An 18,380-nucleotide genomic window follows, 5' to 3' on the forward strand; every position below is an offset into this window, starting at 1 on the left:
AAAAAAAAGGCCCCCCGAAGGAGGCCTTTCTTTGAATCTGAGATTATTTCACAATTGTAAGTTCATCGATCAGATTTTTGGCACCCGCATATTTGTCGATAACAAACAATACATAACGGATGTCCACATTGATTGTACGTTGAAGTTCGGGTTCAAAGGCTATATTTCCACTCATAGCCTCCCAGTTTCCATCAAAAGCGATTCCAATCAGATGACCATCACCATTTAGGACCGGGCTGCCTGAATTACCACCTGTAATATCATTGTCAGTAAGGAAACAGGTATACATTTTCCCATCTTCACCATAGGAGCCATAATCTTTTTTGAGATAGAGTTCCTTTAATTTAGGAGAGACAATAAATTCTTCATTGGTTGGATCCTCTTTCATAATCACTCCGTCGAGTGTAGTGAAGTAGTTATAATGAACAGCATCGGCCGGGAAATAATCAAGTACCTTACCATAGGTCATACGCATGGTGCTATTGGCATCAGGGTAGTAACTTTTATCAGGGTTCATTTCGCGCAAACCAGCAAGGAACAGGCGGTTGGTTTTCTTTAATTTACTTGAAAGTTGCTGATTGGTTGCCTGAGCTTTCTGGAAATTTTCCATGAAAGAAGAATACGTTTTATAAGCAAGATCATTATTGAGTTTCTTCAGTGATGGTTTTTCCAGGAAAGCTTTAAAGTTCGCTTCAGTGCAGAAAATAGAAGTCTTGAACATTTCGTCTACAAACTTCTTTATGTCACCCTTATATTTTTTGTCAATCAATTGATAGATTTCAGGATGTTGGTTAGTTGGGATATCAGCTTTAAACATTTCCATTAAGGCAGTATAAACGTTTTGCTCGATACTTGCATTATAGTCTTTAAAGTGGCCGGCACCAATTTCGTTATATTTTTCAAGTTGTTTCTTAAGGGCATCCCCTTTAGCACCAGACTTCAGTATAGTTTCGATTCCATCAGCTTGTCCGGGGAAAGTGAATGCCTGGGAGCTAAAAAAGAATAACTGAGTTTGCCACATTAATGGATAAAGGTTCTGTTTTTTATATTGGTCATAAACATCAGCGAATGAACTGGTTACTTCTCCATATTTTTCAATGCGGGAAGGATTTGCCTTCACCCAGGTATCGAAGTCCTTTTCAATTTTTTGTTTGAGTTCAATTACATCAAGCCTTTTCAGGTCGCGGCTTTCGCCTAATTTATTTTTCCAGAAGTTTGCTATCCCTGCATAGTTGGAAGCATAGGCAATTCTGACTGCATTGTCAGCATCCATGCCAACTTTCTGAATTTCAAGAGTTTTGCCTAGTACTTTAATGATTGAAGGATTGATATCATTAAGGGTTGCATCAACACCCCAGCTGGTACGATACCTGTCGGTTTGACCCGGGTAACCCCAAATCATTGCAAAATCATTTTTCTTGTATCCTTTCAAAGAGACTGGCAGATATTTTTCGGCTTTTAGGGGAATATTTTCTTTGGAATATTCAGCTGGTGTGCCATCGGGAGCAGTATAGATACGGAATATGCTAAAATCACCAGTATGGCGTGGCCACATCCAATTATCGGTATCACCGCCAAATTTACCAATGCTTGAAGGAGGAGCTCCAACGAGACGGACATCTTTGTATACCATATACACGAAGCGGTAATATTCATTTCCATTGAAGAAATTTTTCAGGTCTACATTATATTTACCATCCGCTGTAGCTTCCTTTTTCAATTCTTCAACCTTTTTTGTGATCGCAGCAGAACGCGCTTTCTCATCCATATCAGGGGTTACAACACTTAATACATCAGCGGTTACATCATCCATTCGCACAAGGAAAGAAACTGTGAGGCCCTCATTCATGAGTTCTTCCTGTTTTGACATTGCCCAAAATCCATCAGTCAGGTAATCATGTTCTACCGATGAATGTGTCTGAATGGCATTATAACCACAATGGTGGTTAGTAAAAAGTAATCCTTCCGGGGAAACCACTTCCGCTGTGCAGAATCCTCCAAGACTTACAATGGCATCTTTCAAGCTTGAGTGATTGATGCTGTATAATTCTTCAGGGGTAAGTTTCAGACCCATTTTCTGCATGTCTACATAGTTCAGCCTTTCAACAAACATTGGCAGCCACATTCCTTCATCAGGTGCTTCCCAGGCAAATGATTGTATGCCAAACGAAACTATAGCTATAAGGGTGATTAGTGTTTTTTTCATGTTAATGTTATTATTTAAATTTAGTATGGATTCTTATGTATGAAAGCGATGATTATAAACCCAGGACCTCTTTACCTTGTTCAAAAACCACATCTTTAGGAATATTTGCAGATTTGAGTTTTTCTAATCCGGTTTTGAGTTCATCCCTGACCTTTCCATGAATTCCCATGTATTTGGTTGCATTCAGATAATCACCTTCTCCCTGGATTTTGATAATGAAAGCGCTCCATTCATTCATCGCATTACGGGTTTTTTCAAAATCAACTTTGAAGGTACCATCACTATTTCTACTGAAAGCACCCTTATCCTCAAAGTAATTAAAACACATCATATTAGCTTTACCATGGGCTTCTGCAGCGCCAAATCTAACTGAGCGAATCAGTCCGGCCATATAAGTAACAAATGCATCTTCTGCGGTAATACCGGTAAGTTCACCTTTTTCGATGAGTTTAGTGACCAGGTAAAGCCCAAGGATATCTGCTTTTGCTTCCTCCCAGCCAGAATATTGTTCTTTCAGCACTTCCCTAACAGTACCTTTACCATTGATGGTATTTTTAATTCCCAAACCATGGGCTACTTCATGAAACATAACATTACTGAAGAATGCATCAAATTTGATATTTGCGCGTTGTTCAGGTTCAATGAGGACATTACTGATGGGTACCAGGATCATATCGAATTTGGCTCTCATAGCATTTTTCAATTGCAGCCTCCTGGAACCTTTGGCAAGTTGCACTTTTTCATCATTGGGAAGATTGATGGCAATGGTCTTGCCACCACTATTGGTATGACCGGCATAATAAAGGATGTCGTAGGCATTCAGATCGGAGGATGAACCAGGTACTTCCTTTTTAAATTTCGGGTCGCAAGGCAGATCTTTCTGTAATTCAGGGAGCAGAGCGCTGTATTTCTCCAGTTTTTTACTCCATTCCTTGTCTTTAACTAAAATGGCTGCTTCATATGCTGCTTTGTATCCAAAAAGTTCATCTTCATAGTTTTCGATCGGACCAACAACGAAATCCAGGGTATTTGTTTTCATATCCATCCATGCCATATCACTTTTGAAATAATCATCGGTGAGTAAGGCATCAGATCTCAGCTGGAAATAATTCTTTAATCCAGGATCTTCAGCAAGTTCCGCTGCTTTCTTCAGAAGTTCGGCAGCCTTTTCAATTTTCTCTTTGTAGGCTTCATGAAACCAAACCGTGGTTAATTTCCCTGCATCATCGCGACGCAACAAAGTATATAAGCTGGATTTATTAGCATCATTGAAAGCCTTGAATTCAACTTCCGTCATATCCTGGGGATAGAAGTTTGCCCCTTTTGGTTTAATGTCAAAACCTGCAATGAAAGCATTATTTTCATCCAGCCGATCCCAGGGACCATAATTGATTTCAGCAAACCTTTTTGTTGCCGGATCAGAAATGGTATCAAGAAATGCTTCCTTATTTCCAAGCGTTTGTTCCCAGAAGAGATCATCCATGATTTGAGCGATCTCTATAAGGATGGGTAACATTTCTTTTTCTTTAGCAGTGAGCTGGTCCAGGTTTGTTGTAAGCTTCACTGTAGCATATTCATCGACTTTTTTTTGCATCTCACTTACTGCTGTTGAATCAGCCTGCGCTGTATTTTTACTTCCTGATGATTTACATCCTGACATACAGGATAATATAATCATCAGAAATACCATGGAGATAATGCCTGATTTTAACATGACTATGGTTTATTAGGTTGGTTATTTGATGCGAAAATAGTTAAAAACAGTCAGTTCAAGGCAGAACTATTCACTTGACTGTTTTCTTGTTAAGCTATGTTTCCTAAATTGAATCATGTATTGAATATTTGGGAATCAAAGGTCTTAAAAATTAACAGGCAATCAGGCGGTTAGGAGTATTAAATCGATGAAATGGCAATTGAAAAGGATCAATGTAAGCATTTATCCGGTAAAACCATTTCACTTAATTAGCACCATTGCAAGCAGGGTTGCATCATAGAATCAAATCTGTTAATTAGTTATTACCGATGAGTAACTGTAACAGATGACTGATCAATAATTTAAATTAATTCGGTAAATATCAGTAAAACAATGACTTAAAAGGTGGTTAGATAGTTTATCTTTAAAAGAATATATTTTAGCTATATGTATGTGGAATGAACAATATTTATAATTTTGTACTGTTATTTGAATAACAAGAGCCACTGTTATTTTAATAACAATAATTCAGGATATTAATATTTGTCTGCATCGAGCGACAGGCCGGCGATGTATAGTCTCAAGGAGTTGAAGCCTGACCCATGAAAAAACGTCTTTTAATCCGGGATGTCACTCTTCGAGATGGACAGCAATCCTTATTTGCTACCCGAATGAACCAGAAGCAAGTGGACCGGACGCTACCTGGTTTCAACAAAGCTGGATTTTATGCCATGGAAGTATGGGGAGGAGCTGTGCCGGATTCAGTTATGCGATACCTGAATGAGAATCCATGGGACAGGCTTGAGAAGATACATGAAGGGATTGGTGACACTTCATTGCTTGCTGCCCTGTCGAGAGGAAGGAATCTTTTTGGATATAATCCTTACCCGGATGATGTTATTGAAGGGTTTAACCGAAATGCTATTCGCTCCGGTATTTCTATCATGCGGATTTTTGATGCCTTGAATGACGCAGAGAATGTGAGGTCGACGATAAAATTTGTGAAAGAGAATGGAGGAATTGCTGATTGTACAGTGGTTTATACTGTAGATCCTCGTTATTCCACGCGTGAAAAACTGCGGGCCCTTCTTCATGCAAAGCTTTTACCCTCCCATATTTTCACAAATGATTATTTCATAGAGAAAGCTAAAGAATTGGAGAAGTTGGGGGCTGATATCATCTCAATCAAAGATATGGCAGGCCTTATTACCCCCGGGAAAGCCGGCAGGCTGGTGAGGGAATTAAAACGTCATGTTTCAGTCCCTTTGGATTTCCATACCCACTGCACTCCCGGTTATGGGATGGCTTCCACTCTTATGGCAATTGTTAATGGTGCTGATATCGTTGACACCTCCCTGATGAGTTTTTCGGGTGGGACAGCTGCACCGGCTTTTGAAGTGATACAGCTCTTTTGTGACCATATGGACATAGAAACAGGCGTTAATTTAGAGGCTGTAATTGAATTAGATAAAGAGCTTAGAGCAATCAGGCATGAACTGGCGGAGTTTGATTCAACACAATTATTTCCCAGAGAATTCAATATTCTTACGGATAAATTGCCAAAAGATATTGAGCAGATGTTTGAGCTGGCCATTGCCTATGCCAAAGCTGACAAGGAGGATGATTTGCTGGAAGTCTGCCATAGGATTGAAAGTTGGTTTGGTTTCCCTGAATCTGATGATAAGATCAGGGAAGCTGAGATCCCAGGCGGAATGTATTCGAATATGCTGGCCCAGTTGAAGCAATTGAAGCTTGAAAAACTGTTGCCCCGGGCAATGGAATTAATTCCTTTGGTACGTCTTGTCTCGGGATGCCCGCCTTTAGTTACACCCACCAGCCAGATTGTTGGTGTCCAGGCAGTAAACTGTGCCATTGATGAATCGAAAGGTGAGCCAATGTATACCACGAAATCAATACAATTTGTCAACCTGATAAAAGGAATCTACGGACGCACTCCCGTTCCGGTTGATCCTGAATTCAGGTACAAATTAGCGGGCGTAAAAGAAGAGACTCCATACGACACCCGATATTATAAACGACAGGACAATCCAGTATTTGAAGAATATGGGGGTGTTAAGCTTGCTGTTAATGAAAAGGAAGAACTGCTGCTTGAATTATTTCCTTCCGTAGCCAATGAATATCTGCATAAAAGAATGGTAGATACCTATCTTTCAGAAATTCATAAAATAGAAGAGGAGAAACAGAAACGTTTTGAGGAAGAAAAACTGAAATATGAAAGCTTATCTCCTGAAGAAAAAGAGAAGCGACTGATGGATGGCCTTTATAATTATCATTGGTCATCTTTCGAAGAAGAGTCAATAGGACATTCCTGAAATATTATTCTTAACATTGCTGACGGACACACCTGTAGAATCAGGAGGTACCTTTATTATTGGTATTTTTGTCATTATAATTCAGCAATATGAAGCGTTACCAGAAACTACTCCTTTCAATATTATCCGGAGTTTTATTAGCCTTGGGATGGCCTGAACATGGTTTTCCCCTTTTACTTTTCGTAGGCTTTATTCCCTTACTTGTAATTGAGAATCAGCATCTTGAAAATAAAAGTGAGAATGGCGCTTTCGGTATTTATGGCTATGGCTTTATTGCTTTTGCGATTTTCAATACTCTAACAACTTACTGGATTTATAATTCTGCTTTTGTTGGAATAGTAGCAGCAGTCCTTCTCAATAGTTTCCTGATGACAGGTGCCTACCAGCTATTTCACATTACTCATCGTAAAATGTTAAATGAGGGAGCCGGGTATTTTGCATTGATCGGGTATTGGTTATCTATAGAATACCTGCATCTCCGATGGGATCTGAACTGGCCCTGGCTTAACCTGGGAAATGGTTTTGCTGCATTTCCCAAATGGATTCAATGGTATGAATATACCGGAATTTTTGGGGGATCATTATGGATACTTATTGTTAATATTTTGTTATTCAGGTTTATTCATATCCGCTTCATTCAGAAAATTTGCAGTAGAAAAGTTGCATTTTTGATGATATCAACCTTGGTAGTTTTGATTGGGCCGATTCTTTTTTCATACTACACCTATTATCAATACAAAGAAGTGCCCTCACCCATTGATGTAGTTGTTGTACAACCCAACCTCGATCCCTATACTGAACAGTATGAATTGGCTCCCGAAATTGTAACCAGTCGTATGCTTGAACTTGTTGCCAGTCGGGCCGATAGCATGACTGATTTTATTGTTTTTCCTGAAAGTGCAATCCAGGAATATGCATGGGAAGACCAACTGGACAGCATTGGAAGTCTCCGCACTATACGGTTATTCCAATCCACATATCCTAAAATGAAAGCCATCGTTGGAATCTCCACTCGCAGTATATTTCTTGATGGCCAGGAATTAACAGTAACGGCAAGAAAAAAAAGGGATGCAGATTATTATTATGATTCTTATAATACCGCACTTTATATTCCAAGAAACGGTAACTATCAACTATACCACAAATCCAAACTGACTCCGGGTGTTGAAAAGATGCCTTATCCCAGGATGTTCAAATTCCTTGAAAAGTATGCTTTGGATTTAGGTGGGACAATCGGCAGCCTTGGGACTGATGCAGAGCAAATTCCTTTCAAGGTGAATGATAGTTTAAAAATTGCTTCTGTAATTTGCTATGAATCTGCGTATGGAGAATTCGTCAATCGGTTTATTCAGCAAGGGGCAAATGTGATCTTCGTTATAACAAATGATGGATGGTGGGGGAATACGCCCGGGCATCGGCAACATTTACTTTTTTCAGTTCTCAGAGCCATTGAGACGAGAAGAAGTGTTGCACGATCAGCCAATACTGGAATTTCATGTTTTATCAATCAAAGAGGTGATATTAGTGAAAGGAGTAAGTATTGGGTTCCGGATGTAAAAAAGGCCACCATTAATACCAATTCAGGACTTACCTTTTATGTGAGATATGGTGATTATATTGGCAGGATATTCCTGCTGGTTGCTGCTTTGATGTTGCTATTAACAGTATCCTTATCCTTACGGAAAGGAACATTGAGGTAGAACATCTATTGTTAGACCTGTCTAAATTCTTAAATAGTCTTATAAATTGAATCCAGGAGTCAGAATCCAGGAGTCAGAATAGTTAAAAAGAGTTTGAGCTAGGGTGGTCATTTCTGATCGCTTATAACTGAGTTTTCTAATCAATTTTCCATTTGAGTCATTCACCGCCAGATTTCCGGTATTCACCGAATATTTATTTCTCCAGGGCTCTATGAAGTGCATTTTTGCAAAACATTTTCCATTAATAATTGTTAAAACAAAATAAACAGTGGAAACGATTTGTTTGTAAAACGTTTCCGTATTTCAAAATTATATACTTTTGCTGCCCGAAATATAAATGAGCACAATGGATGATAAATTAAAAATGATCTTAAGGGAGAGTTCTCACCTATTCATCAAATATGGATTAAGGAGTCTTTCGATGGATGATTTATGCCGTGAAATGGGCATATCCAAGAAAACAATGTACCAATATGTGGAGAATAAGACAGATCTAATTTCTCAGACATTGGATTTTGTTGTTAAGGATGCGGTATTTGCTGTTGAGCAGGCCAATCTTGAAGGCTGCAATGCTATTGATCAATTGTTGCGGGTCAGTCGCAAGGTGTGCTCTGAGATGAATCATTTCAATCCTTCGATAACATTTGATTTGCAGAAGTACTATCCGGAAGTCTATAGAAAGTTCAATCATGCCAAAAAGGAGATCATATTTCGACAGATTGTTGATAATATGAAGCAGGGGATTTCGGAAGGATTTTACAGGGATGACCTTCCCATTGACCTTGTTGCCAGATTATATGTTCAGAAATTGGAATACATCAATGACCCTGATTTTCTTAATTCGGAAGACTTTTCTTTCAGCAATATGTTCCAGGTGATGTTTGACAATCATATTAGGGGGATATCAAATACTAAAGGACTGGAATACTATGAAAATCAGCTAACTACAATTCATTGACAGAAACAAAAAATTAAATCAGAGTATCAAACCCTACAAATAGTTCTAATGAAAGCTCAGTTAAATCTTTTAATCACAGTGGTTGCTGTTTTGCTGGTCACCAATATCAAAGCACAGCAGACAGCTCCGATGAACCTTAGTCTGAAACAGGCCCAGGAATATGCATTAGCGAATAATGCAAATATGAAGAATGCAAAACTTGATATTGAAATTGCAAAAAAGAAAATCTGGGAGACCAAAGCCATGGGTTTACCCCAGGTGAGTGCAAAGGGATCCTATCAGCACATTTTTAAGGTACCGGTTTTAAGTTTTCCGAGTACAGCAATATCTAATGAACGTGGCCAAACAACATTTTCAGCGTCCCCAATAGGGGCAGCTGGTGATTCTGTTTACCTGAATATGGCTGCGGGTGCTCCCATTGAATTGGGTGTAAAAGACAATGCTACTCTCGAATTCAATGTTTCTCAGTTGATATTCAGTGGGGAGTATATTGTAGGTTTACAGGCTACAAAGGTATTCTTCCAGATATCACAAAACAGTCTTCAGCAAAATACTGAGGATATGAAGGAAACTGTTGCTAACAGCTATTATATGATTATGGTAGTGGAAAAGAACAAGGAAATCCTTGAACAATCCTATGGAAACCTTGCCAAGACCTTAATGGATATGAAGGAAATGAATAAGCAAGGGTTTATTGAAGATACCGATGTCGACCAGATCGAGCTCACTCTTCATGTCCTGGAGAATGGAATTAAGACCCTGGAAAACCAGGTTACTGCTGCATATGACCTCCTGAAATTCCAAATAGGACTGCCTTTTGAAACGGAACTGAAACTCACTGAAGAACTTGATAATGTAATCAGTGAATCAGACCTTGCTACCATTATTTCTAAGAAGTTCCAGGTTGAGAATAATATTTCCTACAAGATGATGGAGAACCAGGAAGAAGTTGGAATTCTTAATCTGAAACGCCAGAAAAGTGCTTATCTGCCTTCTTTAGCTGCTTTTTATATGCACACGGAGAAAGCTCAGCAAGCTGATTTTGATTTCACTATGAAAGACATTGCCGGCCTTTCATTACAGGTTCCGATTTTTTCGAGTGGAATGCGAAATGTGATGGTTAAACAGAGGGTAATGGAATTGGATAAGATAAGGAATTCAAAAGCTTATGTAGCCCAAGGATTGGAGTTGGACTTCATTAATTCCAGGAATACCCTGACTTCGGCTTATGATAAATATCTTAATGAGAAGAGAAATATTGAGCTCACTGAGAGGATTTATAATAAAACACTGATAAAATATAAAGAAGGGGTTTCTTCAAGTATGGAGGTCACTACAGCCCAGAATCAATATCTTACTGCACAGACTAATTATTTTACCGCACTATATTCATTGGTGAGCTCCAAGAATAAACTTGAGAAACTCCTGAACATTCAAGATTAATTCCTGATCAATTAACAAATAAGATACTCCAACAATAGTAAAGAAAATCCTAAGTATATGAAAAGCACATTAACAAAAATGAAGACCTATTTAGCCTTTAGTTTGATAATTTTATTAGCAGCATGTGGCACTACAACAGATAAGAAGGCTGAGCTGGAAAAACTGAAGAAACAGCATGACGAGCTTGCCGATCAGATCAAGAAATTGGAAGCTGAGCTGAAAATGAATGACAGCACGATTGTCAAATATACTGATGTTATGATTTCTGAAATTAAAACCTCGGAATTCAATCATTACATTGATGTTCAGGGCCGGGTTGATGGTGAAGACAATGTAGCTGTTGCCCCACAAATTCCAGGTGTTGTTACTGCTGTTTATGTGAAGGAAGGAGCAAGCGTCAGGAAAGGCCAGGTTCTTGCCCAGCTTGATGACAATGTATTGAAACAACAAATTGCCGGTTTAAATCAGCAGCTTGAATTTGCCACTAATCTTTATAATAAGCAGAAATCCCTCTGGGATCAAAAGATTGGTTCAGAAGTTCAATACCTGACTTCTAAAAACACCAAGGAATCCCTTGAAAAAAACCTTGCTACCATTAAGGAGCAATTGGAAATGTATAAGATTAAATCACCCATCAACGGAACCGTAGAAGAAGTTGGAGTAAAAGTCGGTCAAATGGCTGCTGCAGGTGTAATTCCGGTTTTCCGCGTTGTGAATTTTTCAACAGCTAAGATTAAGGCAGATGTGGCAGAAGTATATGCATCTAAAGTGAAAGCCGGGAATGATGTGATTGTTTATTTTCCTGATTATAAGGAAGAGATTCATTCTAAAGTTGGTTTTACAAGTAAGTATATTGATCCTACCAACAGAACTTTTCAGACTGAGATCAGGCTTGGACCTGGTAAGGTTGACTATCGGGCAAATATGATTGCTGTTGTTAAAATTAAGGATTACTCAAACAAAGCCGCTTTCGTACTTCCTGTAAATTTCATCAAAGAATCACCAACCGGGAAGTTTGTATTCCTGGCTAAGGAAGAAGCAGGAAAGTGGGTTGCCAGGAAACAGAAGGTGGAAATGGGTCAGACATATAATGGATTAGCAGAGATTTCAACAGGATTAACCGTTGGAGACAAGATTATTAGTACTGGCTTTAATTCACTGGTTGAAGGGCAGCCAATCCGCATTAAATAATTGATTCCTTGTAGAATAAAAATAAAAAACCAATTTCCTGTTAGCATTGCTATTCAGTGAATGAAAGAAAACTAATATATGGAACAGAAAAAATTCAAGGAATTCTTTGCGACCAGTTGGGCCATTGATAACAAAACCAGCGTATATGTGCTGGCGGTGTTCATCACCCTTTTAGGTATTCAGAGTTACCGAAACATCCCCAAAGAACAATTCCCAGAGATTGTTATTCCTACTATCCTTGTTAACACCATATACCCCGGAACATCTCCCACCGATATGGAAAACCTTGTTACCCGGCCGATTGAAAAGCAATTAAAAGGGGTAAACGGGGTAAAAAAGATCACCAGTAATTCCTTCCAGGATTTTTCGATGGTGGTAATTGAGTTTAATACAGATGTTGATGTTCCTGAAGCCAAGCAGAGGATAAAGGATGCTGTAGATAAGGCTTCTTCCGACCTTCCAAATAATTTATTGGATGATCCGGATGTAATGGAAATTGACTTTTCTGAGATTCCGATCATGTATATCCAGCTATCGGGTAATTATGACCTTGATCGATTGAAACAATTTGCTGAACAGGCACAGGATCGCATAGAAGGACTAAAGGAAATTACCCGCGTTGATATTGTCGGGGCATTGGAAAGGGAAATTCAGATTGATGCTGATATATTCAGAATGCAGGCAGCTAATGTCACATTTTCGGATATTGAAAGGGCCATTTCTTCAGAGAACCTGACCATGTCGGCAGGGAATATTACTTCTTATGGGATGAAGCGTTCCATCAGGGTGGTTGGTCAGTTCAATAATCTGGATGTGATCAGGAATCTCGCATTAAAGTCCTCAAGTGGTGCTTTGGTTTATTTAAAAGATATTGCCACCATCACAGATGGATACAAAGAGCAGGAGAGTTATTCCCGTTTGAATGGGGACAATGTAATAACACTCAATGTAATCAAGAAGAGCGGACAAAATCTTATCAATGCTGCAGATAAGATCAAGGATATCATGAATGTGGAATTGAAGGATAAGGTATTTCCTTCTGATGTGAAAGTTACTGTTACAGGGGATATGTCGAGGTATACCAAAAACACCCTGGAAGAACTGAATAATACCATTATCCTTGGTTTTATTCTGGTTACTATTATTCTTATGTTTTTCATGGGATTCACCAATGCCTTTTTTGTGGGACTTTCAGTACCCCTTTCCATGTTTGTAGCTTATATGATCATGCCCGGGCTTGGGTTTACCATGAATATGATTGTGATGTTCGGATTCATCTTTGCATTGGGGATTGTTGTTGATGATGCAATTGTTGTAATAGAAAACACCCATCGAATACATCGAAAGGAACCCGATATAACTACTGCAGCAAAACGAGCGGCAGGAGAAGTGTTTCTTCCGATATTGTCAGGTACACTTACTACTCTTGCGCCATTTTTCCCATTGGCTTTTTGGCCGGGTATTGTCGGGAAGTTTATGTATTACATGCCGGTTACCTTGATTCTAACGCTCTTTGCTTCCTTATTTGTTGCCTATATTTTTAACCCGGTATTTGCTACATCATTCATGCGTCACGAGTATGACGAACCGGATGTTGCAAAGAACAGGCGCAGAATGTGGAGAACGGTCCTGGTTATTATAGGTGTTTCTGCTTTATTTTACCTCATTTTTGCTGGCACACATTCAGCTACATTCTTTGGTTTAGGTAACCTTATGATGTTTGCAGCTATCCTGGTACTTTTCTATCACATGGCTCTGAAGCATTACATCAAATGGTGGCAGGAAGTTGCATGGCCGGCTATTATGAGGGTTTATCACAAACAGATCGCTTTCTTTCTTAAAGGTAGAAATCCCTATTATTTGTTAGGCGCTGTAATTGTACTCTTCTTTATGACATTTGTATTGGTGGGAATAAAGCAGCCAAAGGTCCTTTTCTTCCCTGATAATATGCCGAATACCATCGATGTCCTGATTAAACTTCCTGTTGGAACAGATCAGAAAGTAACGGATTCACTGACGAAGGTTGTAGAAGGCAGGATCATGGGGGTATTGGGTCAGAACAATCCCAATGTGGAATCAATAATTACTAATGTCGCTTTAGGTGCAGGTGATGATATGTTCGACCGATCTGCTTCTTCAGAAAAAGGTAAAGTCACTGTAAACTTTGTGGAATATCGGAATCGTGAATCTGGAATTAACACTACAGATTATATGGATACATTCCGCAATGCAGTAAAAGGAATTGCAGGTGCTGAAATTACTGTGAAGAAGAATGAAATGGGTCCACCCACTGGAAAGCCGATCAATATTGAGGTTACAGGGGAAAACCTTGAGGATTTGATTGCAGATGCTGAGGCTTTCAGAAACTATCTTGATTCAATACAGATCCCTGGTGTAGAAGAGCTTAAAACAGATTTCCAGGCTCTGAAACCTGAAATCGTTTTGAACATTGACAGAACACGTGCAAATATTGAAGGGATTTCAACCGGTCAGATAGCTATGGAAATAAGGACAGCTGTTCTTGGGAAGGAGATTTCAAAATATAAGGAAGGTGAAGATGAATTCCCTATTCAGTTAAAGTATTCAAAAGAGACACGTGAGAACATTAATAATGTACTGAACCTGAAAATCACCTATCGTGATATGAATACCGGTCACTTAAGATCGATTCCACTATCGTCTGTAGCAACCATTGGTTATACGGATACCTATGGTGGTATTAAACGCCAAAACCTGAAGCGGATTATATCAATATCCAGTGAAGTGCTATCGGGATATACTGCTAATGAAATTGTTCCCCAGATTGAAAAGCTCGCTAAAGATTATCCAAAACGTGAAGGTGTTGAAATCGAAATAACAGGCGAGCAAGTAGATCAGGATGAAGCAGCCAGTTTCCTTTCGTTGGCCATGTTGATTGCTGTTGGATTGATCTTTTTCATTCTGATCACACAATTTAACTCACTTAGCAAGGCTATCCTTATTATCAGTGAAGTTTTCTTCAGTATCATAGGCGTTTTGTTGGGGATAGTGATATTTGATATGAGTATCTCTATCATTATGACCGGTCTGGGAATTGTTGCCCTTGGAGGTATTGTAGTAAGAAATGGAATTCTAATTGTTGAATTCATTGATACATTGAAGGAACGTGGTTATAAAACCCGCGATGCAATTATTCAGGCAGGTCAGATTCGTGTAACCCCTGTAATTCTGACGGCAACGGCTACTATGCTTGGACTGGTTCCTTTAGCAATAGGATTAAACCTGAACTTTATTACCATGTTTACAGAATTGAATCCTCATCTTCATGTAGGCGGTGATAATGTAATGTTCTGGGGGCCATTATCATGGACCATTATCTTCGGATTAAGCTTTGCAACATTCCTTACTTTGATACTTGTTCCAGCCATGTATTATATCACTTATGTAATGAAGGTGAGAATTTCAAGGCGGAAATCAAACAGAATTGCCAGGAAAGCAAACCGCTAAAATCTGCATTTCTAATTTTTAAAACCGGCAATCAGGTAGTTAGAACCCTGTTTGCCGGTTCTTTTGTCTTTGTATTGTATTTGCAGATATTTTTTAATGTTTTGAATTTTCATGTTCGGGGGCTATATTCCGGCATCTTTCGTATCTTAGCCAACTGTTCCCAATAGTACTTTTCTCCTTTATGTTTTCTAATCCCAGAGAGGCCAATACTATTAACTACCAGTTTCTATCGGTTGCTGCCCATTACTTTTATACAACTGATAATTGGCAGATTGATATCAGACATCTGCTGACGAAGCTTAGTTCTTCTTCCGGCACTGACAGGGTTTCCATTCTTGAATGTAAATGTGACAGCCAGGCTGAGAGTAGCCAGGTTGAGATTATTAATTCCTGGTCTAATATTCAGGAAGTTCTTACTGAACAGCACTTTTTCTCTTCCGGCTTCGAGGAATCCGGAAGGTGGTGGTCGATTTTGGTAAACGGTCAGCCTTTTTATTGGGCATCAACCGGGACTGATTCCTTATGGCCTGATGAGAGGGAAAAGAAAGGATTATCCTCAATTGTTGCATTTCCTGTTTTTGTTGGGAATGTTTTCTGGGGTTTGATCTCTATGGAAAATTTCAGGACGCCAAAGGTTTGGAATCAACTTGAAATAAAAGTACTCGAGGGATTTGCCGGATTGTTGGGACGATCGATTGAGAAGGAACAACAAGACCTTGCCCTCAGGCTTGACAAGACTTATTATGAAGAATTATTCCATAGTTCGCCTGCCGCCATTGTAATTCTTGACCAAAAGGGAGTTGTTGAACGCATTAACAGGGAATTCACGAAATTATTCCAATATCAGCTTGACGAGATCATCGGGAAAAAGATCGATGATATTCTTCCATCGTTGAGTGATAAAAACACTGCTATTGAATTAACCGGAAGGATTTTGGTAGGAGAAAGGGTGGCTCATGAAGGGATTCGTTATCGTAAGGATGGATCCCCTGTGCATGTTTCTATTGTAGGCGTGCAGTCTATTCCACAAGCGGAAGAGCCGGCTGTTTATAGTATCTACCATGATATTACTGAAAGAGTAATAGCCCAGGAGAACCTGAAAGAAAGCCAGGCTAGATTCCGTCTGTTGTTTGAGTCAGCCAACGATGCTATTTTTCTGCTGAAAGATGGATTTGTTATTGAATGTAATGCACGAACCCTTGATGTTTTCAGGTGCAAAAGAGAAGATATCCTTGGGAAATCTGCAATTGATCTGAGTCCGGTCCGACAACCCAGTGGAATTCTCTCTTTAAACCTGGCTGTAAAATATAATAGAGCAGCTCAGGAAAAGGAGCAACAATCTTTTGAATGGATGCATAAGCGCCCGGATGGAAGCTTATTTATTGCAGAGGTCAGTATTAGTGTTTTTGATTGGAAGGGAGAGTCATTTGCTCAAGCCATCGTAAGAGATATTTCAAATCGGAAGCATACCGAAGAATTGTTGAAGCAACGATATGACTTCATTGCTTTTTTAAGCAGAGTATCTGCTGACCTGATTAACCTGGATATTTCCTGCATCGATAATTCCATTCATGAAGTACTTGATTTTACCGGTGCTTATGCTGGTTGTTCCCGATCAGTTATCTATTTGATTGATCAGGAAGATAAGAATTTTTTATTGTCCTACATATGGAATAAGAGTGAAAATGAAGGGAATTTAATGGAAAAGATTCCCTTGAATGATCTTCCCGGAATTTATGGAACCATTGCTAATGGAGAGATTATCGTGAGGGATATCCCTCAGGAGGCAAAGAATGCTGAAGATGCGTTGATTCACGAAATTCTTGATATTGCGAATCCATTCCATTCATTTGTTCTGATTCCTCTACTGGTGAGAGGCAAATTCGTTGGTTTTTCCGGGTATTTCACTGAAAATACAATTGATAGCTGGACTGAAGACCTGAAGATCCCGTTAACATTGACCAACCAAATGATGGCCAATGCAATTGAACGGAAAAATGTGGAGCAGGAGCTAAAAAATGCTAAAGAAAAAGCTGTAGAATCTGACAAGTTGAAAACGGCTTTCCTTTCCAGTATGTCACATGAGATTCGCACACCTATGAACCATATTCTTGGATTTATAGAGCTGCTAAAGGATCCGGGACTCATGGAGCAGGAGAAAATGGAATTCATGGCCATCGTGAAATCCAGCGGAAATCTATTACTCAGGCTCATTGATGATATCATAGATATTGCAAAGATTGAATCCGGACAGCTAGTGATCAATCAGGTGGAATTACAACTGGATAAGTTTGTGGATGATATCTACCTGGCTTTTAGTGAGCAGATTAAGAATTCAGGCAAAGGCAAGCTTGAGTTGGTTGTTGTTAAGCCCCGGCATCCGGTAACTGCTATAATTACTGATCCTATTCGTTTACAGCAGGTAGTAAGTAATCTGCTTTCAAATGCAATTAAATTTACTCCTGATGGAAGGATTACCCTCGGTTATTCAATCAAACCGGATCATAAGATCCATTTCTTTGTTGAAGATACCGGAATTGGAATACCAGAAGAAAAGCATGAACATGTTTTTGAACGTTTTATGCAATTGGATGGCAGTTATGCACGTGAGTATAGTGGCACTGGTTTAGGACTTGCCATTTCAAAGGGATTGGTTGAATTGATGGAAGGTGAAATCGGTTTGATTTCTGAACCAGGCAAAGGATCAAAGTTCTTTTTTACAATTCCCTATCATCCAATACATCCCTCAAAAACCAATGATTCCCCGGTTCCGGCTCACTCAAAAGAACACAATTTTACCGGGAATGTAGTCATGGTTGTTGAAGATGATGAGATCAATTATCGTTTCCTTGAAATTGTGATTCACCGCACGAAGGCGAAAGTCTTAAGAGCTTCAACCGGTCAGGAGGCCATTGATATTGCTACAAACCATGATCTTGACCTGGTATTAATGGATATACAGATACCCGTGTTGGATGGTTACCAGGCTACCAGGGAAATAAAAAAAATCAGGCCCAATCTGCCAATAATAGCCCAAACAGCACATGCTCTTGCTGAAGAAAAAGCCCGCTGCCTGGAGTCCGGAGCCGATGATTATCTATCGAAGCCCATCAGCAGAAAGGACTTATTAGCTAAAATGGCACAATTTCTTTCAAACCGATAATCTATATTCAGATTGACCATTTCATGATTCTGGAACTTCCAGCTTCATATCTCCATGGATATCCTAAAAGTTCAGGTTAATTCACATTTCTGATAACCCCTGAATAGTTGCATGAAAATATAAACGGGTACTTGATTTCTTAAAAATTTGTAAATGTTATTCTGAAACAAATGGAGAGTTTGATTCAAATTCAACTTATTATATCAA

9 protein-coding genes are annotated in these 18,380 nt (G+C 39.2%); 7 read left to right on the plus strand and 2 right to left on the minus strand.

The window, feature by feature from the left end:
• Window positions 1–43: 43 nt before the first annotated feature.
• Window positions 44–2,206, minus strand: coding sequence for a S46 family peptidase (locus IPH84_08435; protein MBK7173248.1), 2,163 nt, complete (start codon window positions 2,204–2,206; stop codon window positions 44–46).
• Between the two features lie 52 nt (window positions 2,207–2,258).
• The gene (locus IPH84_08440) at window positions 2,259–3,866 is read right to left on the minus strand and encodes a Zn-dependent hydrolase (GenBank protein ID MBK7173249.1); all 1,608 of its coding nucleotides are present in this window, start codon (window positions 3,864–3,866) and stop codon (window positions 2,259–2,261) included.
• Between the two features lie 635 nt (window positions 3,867–4,501).
• Here IPH84_08440 and IPH84_08445 point away from each other — a divergent pair.
• From IPH84_08445 to IPH84_08475, 7 genes are all read left to right on the plus strand, one after another.
• Window positions 4,502–6,232, plus strand: a complete 1,731-nt coding sequence (locus tag IPH84_08445; GenBank protein ID MBK7173250.1) for a carboxylase — start codon at window positions 4,502–4,504, stop codon at window positions 6,230–6,232.
• A gap of 89 nt (window positions 6,233–6,321) precedes the next feature.
• Entirely contained in the window at window positions 6,322–7,932 is a 1,611-nt protein-coding gene (gene lnt, locus IPH84_08450) for an apolipoprotein N-acyltransferase (protein ID MBK7173251.1), read from the plus strand.
• Between the two features lie 346 nt (window positions 7,933–8,278).
• Window positions 8,279–8,890, plus strand: coding sequence for a TetR/AcrR family transcriptional regulator (locus IPH84_08455; GenBank protein ID MBK7173252.1), 612 nt, complete (start codon window positions 8,279–8,281; stop codon window positions 8,888–8,890).
• Window positions 8,891–8,938: 48 nt separating this feature from the next.
• Window positions 8,939–10,333 (plus strand): TolC family protein, encoded by a 1,395-nt coding sequence (locus IPH84_08460; GenBank protein MBK7173253.1) that lies wholly within the window; start codon window positions 8,939–8,941, stop codon window positions 10,331–10,333.
• A gap of 78 nt (window positions 10,334–10,411) precedes the next feature.
• Window positions 10,412–11,524: an efflux RND transporter periplasmic adaptor subunit gene (locus tag IPH84_08465; protein MBK7173254.1), complete on the plus strand. Its 1,113-nt coding sequence runs from the start codon at window positions 10,412–10,414 to the stop codon at window positions 11,522–11,524.
• Between the two features lie 78 nt (window positions 11,525–11,602).
• Window positions 11,603–15,010, plus strand: coding sequence for an efflux RND transporter permease subunit (locus IPH84_08470; GenBank protein ID MBK7173255.1), 3,408 nt, complete (start codon window positions 11,603–11,605; stop codon window positions 15,008–15,010).
• 181 nt (window positions 15,011–15,191) lie between these two features.
• Window positions 15,192–18,173 (plus strand): PAS domain S-box protein, encoded by a 2,982-nt coding sequence (locus tag IPH84_08475; GenBank protein ID MBK7173256.1) that lies wholly within the window; start codon window positions 15,192–15,194, stop codon window positions 18,171–18,173.
• Window positions 18,174–18,380: the final 207 nt, after the last annotated feature.

The organism is Bacteroidales bacterium, from assembly GCA_016707785.1.
In the GTDB taxonomy this organism is placed as follows: Bacteria; Bacteroidota; Bacteroidia; order Bacteroidales; family UBA4417; genus UBA4417.

What these genes read in the sequence shown, in the direction of transcription:
- IPH84_08445 (MBK7173250.1), top strand. Translation starts at nt 4,502, where the DNA reads ATGAAAAAACGTCTTTTAATCCGGGATGTCACTCTTCGAGATGGACAG.
- lnt (MBK7173251.1), top strand. Translation starts at nt 6,322, where the DNA reads ATGAAGCGTTACCAGAAACTACTCCTTTCAATATTATCCGGAGTTTTA.
- IPH84_08465 (MBK7173254.1), top strand. Translation starts at nt 10,412, where the DNA reads ATGAAGACCTATTTAGCCTTTAGTTTGATAATTTTATTAGCAGCATGT.
- IPH84_08475 (MBK7173256.1), top strand. Translation starts at nt 15,192, where the DNA reads ATGTTTTCTAATCCCAGAGAGGCCAATACTATTAACTACCAGTTTCTA.
- IPH84_08470 (MBK7173255.1), top strand. Translation starts at nt 11,603, where the DNA reads ATGGAACAGAAAAAATTCAAGGAATTCTTTGCGACCAGTTGGGCCATT.
- IPH84_08440 (MBK7173249.1), bottom strand. Translation starts at nt 3,866, where the DNA reads ATGTCAGGATGTAAATCATCAGGAAGTAAAAATACAGCGCAGGCTGAT.
- IPH84_08455 (MBK7173252.1), top strand. Translation starts at nt 8,279, where the DNA reads ATGGATGATAAATTAAAAATGATCTTAAGGGAGAGTTCTCACCTATTC.
- IPH84_08435 (MBK7173248.1), bottom strand. Translation starts at nt 2,206, where the DNA reads ATGAAAAAAACACTAATCACCCTTATAGCTATAGTTTCGTTTGGCATA.
- IPH84_08460 (MBK7173253.1), top strand. Translation starts at nt 8,939, where the DNA reads ATGAAAGCTCAGTTAAATCTTTTAATCACAGTGGTTGCTGTTTTGCTG.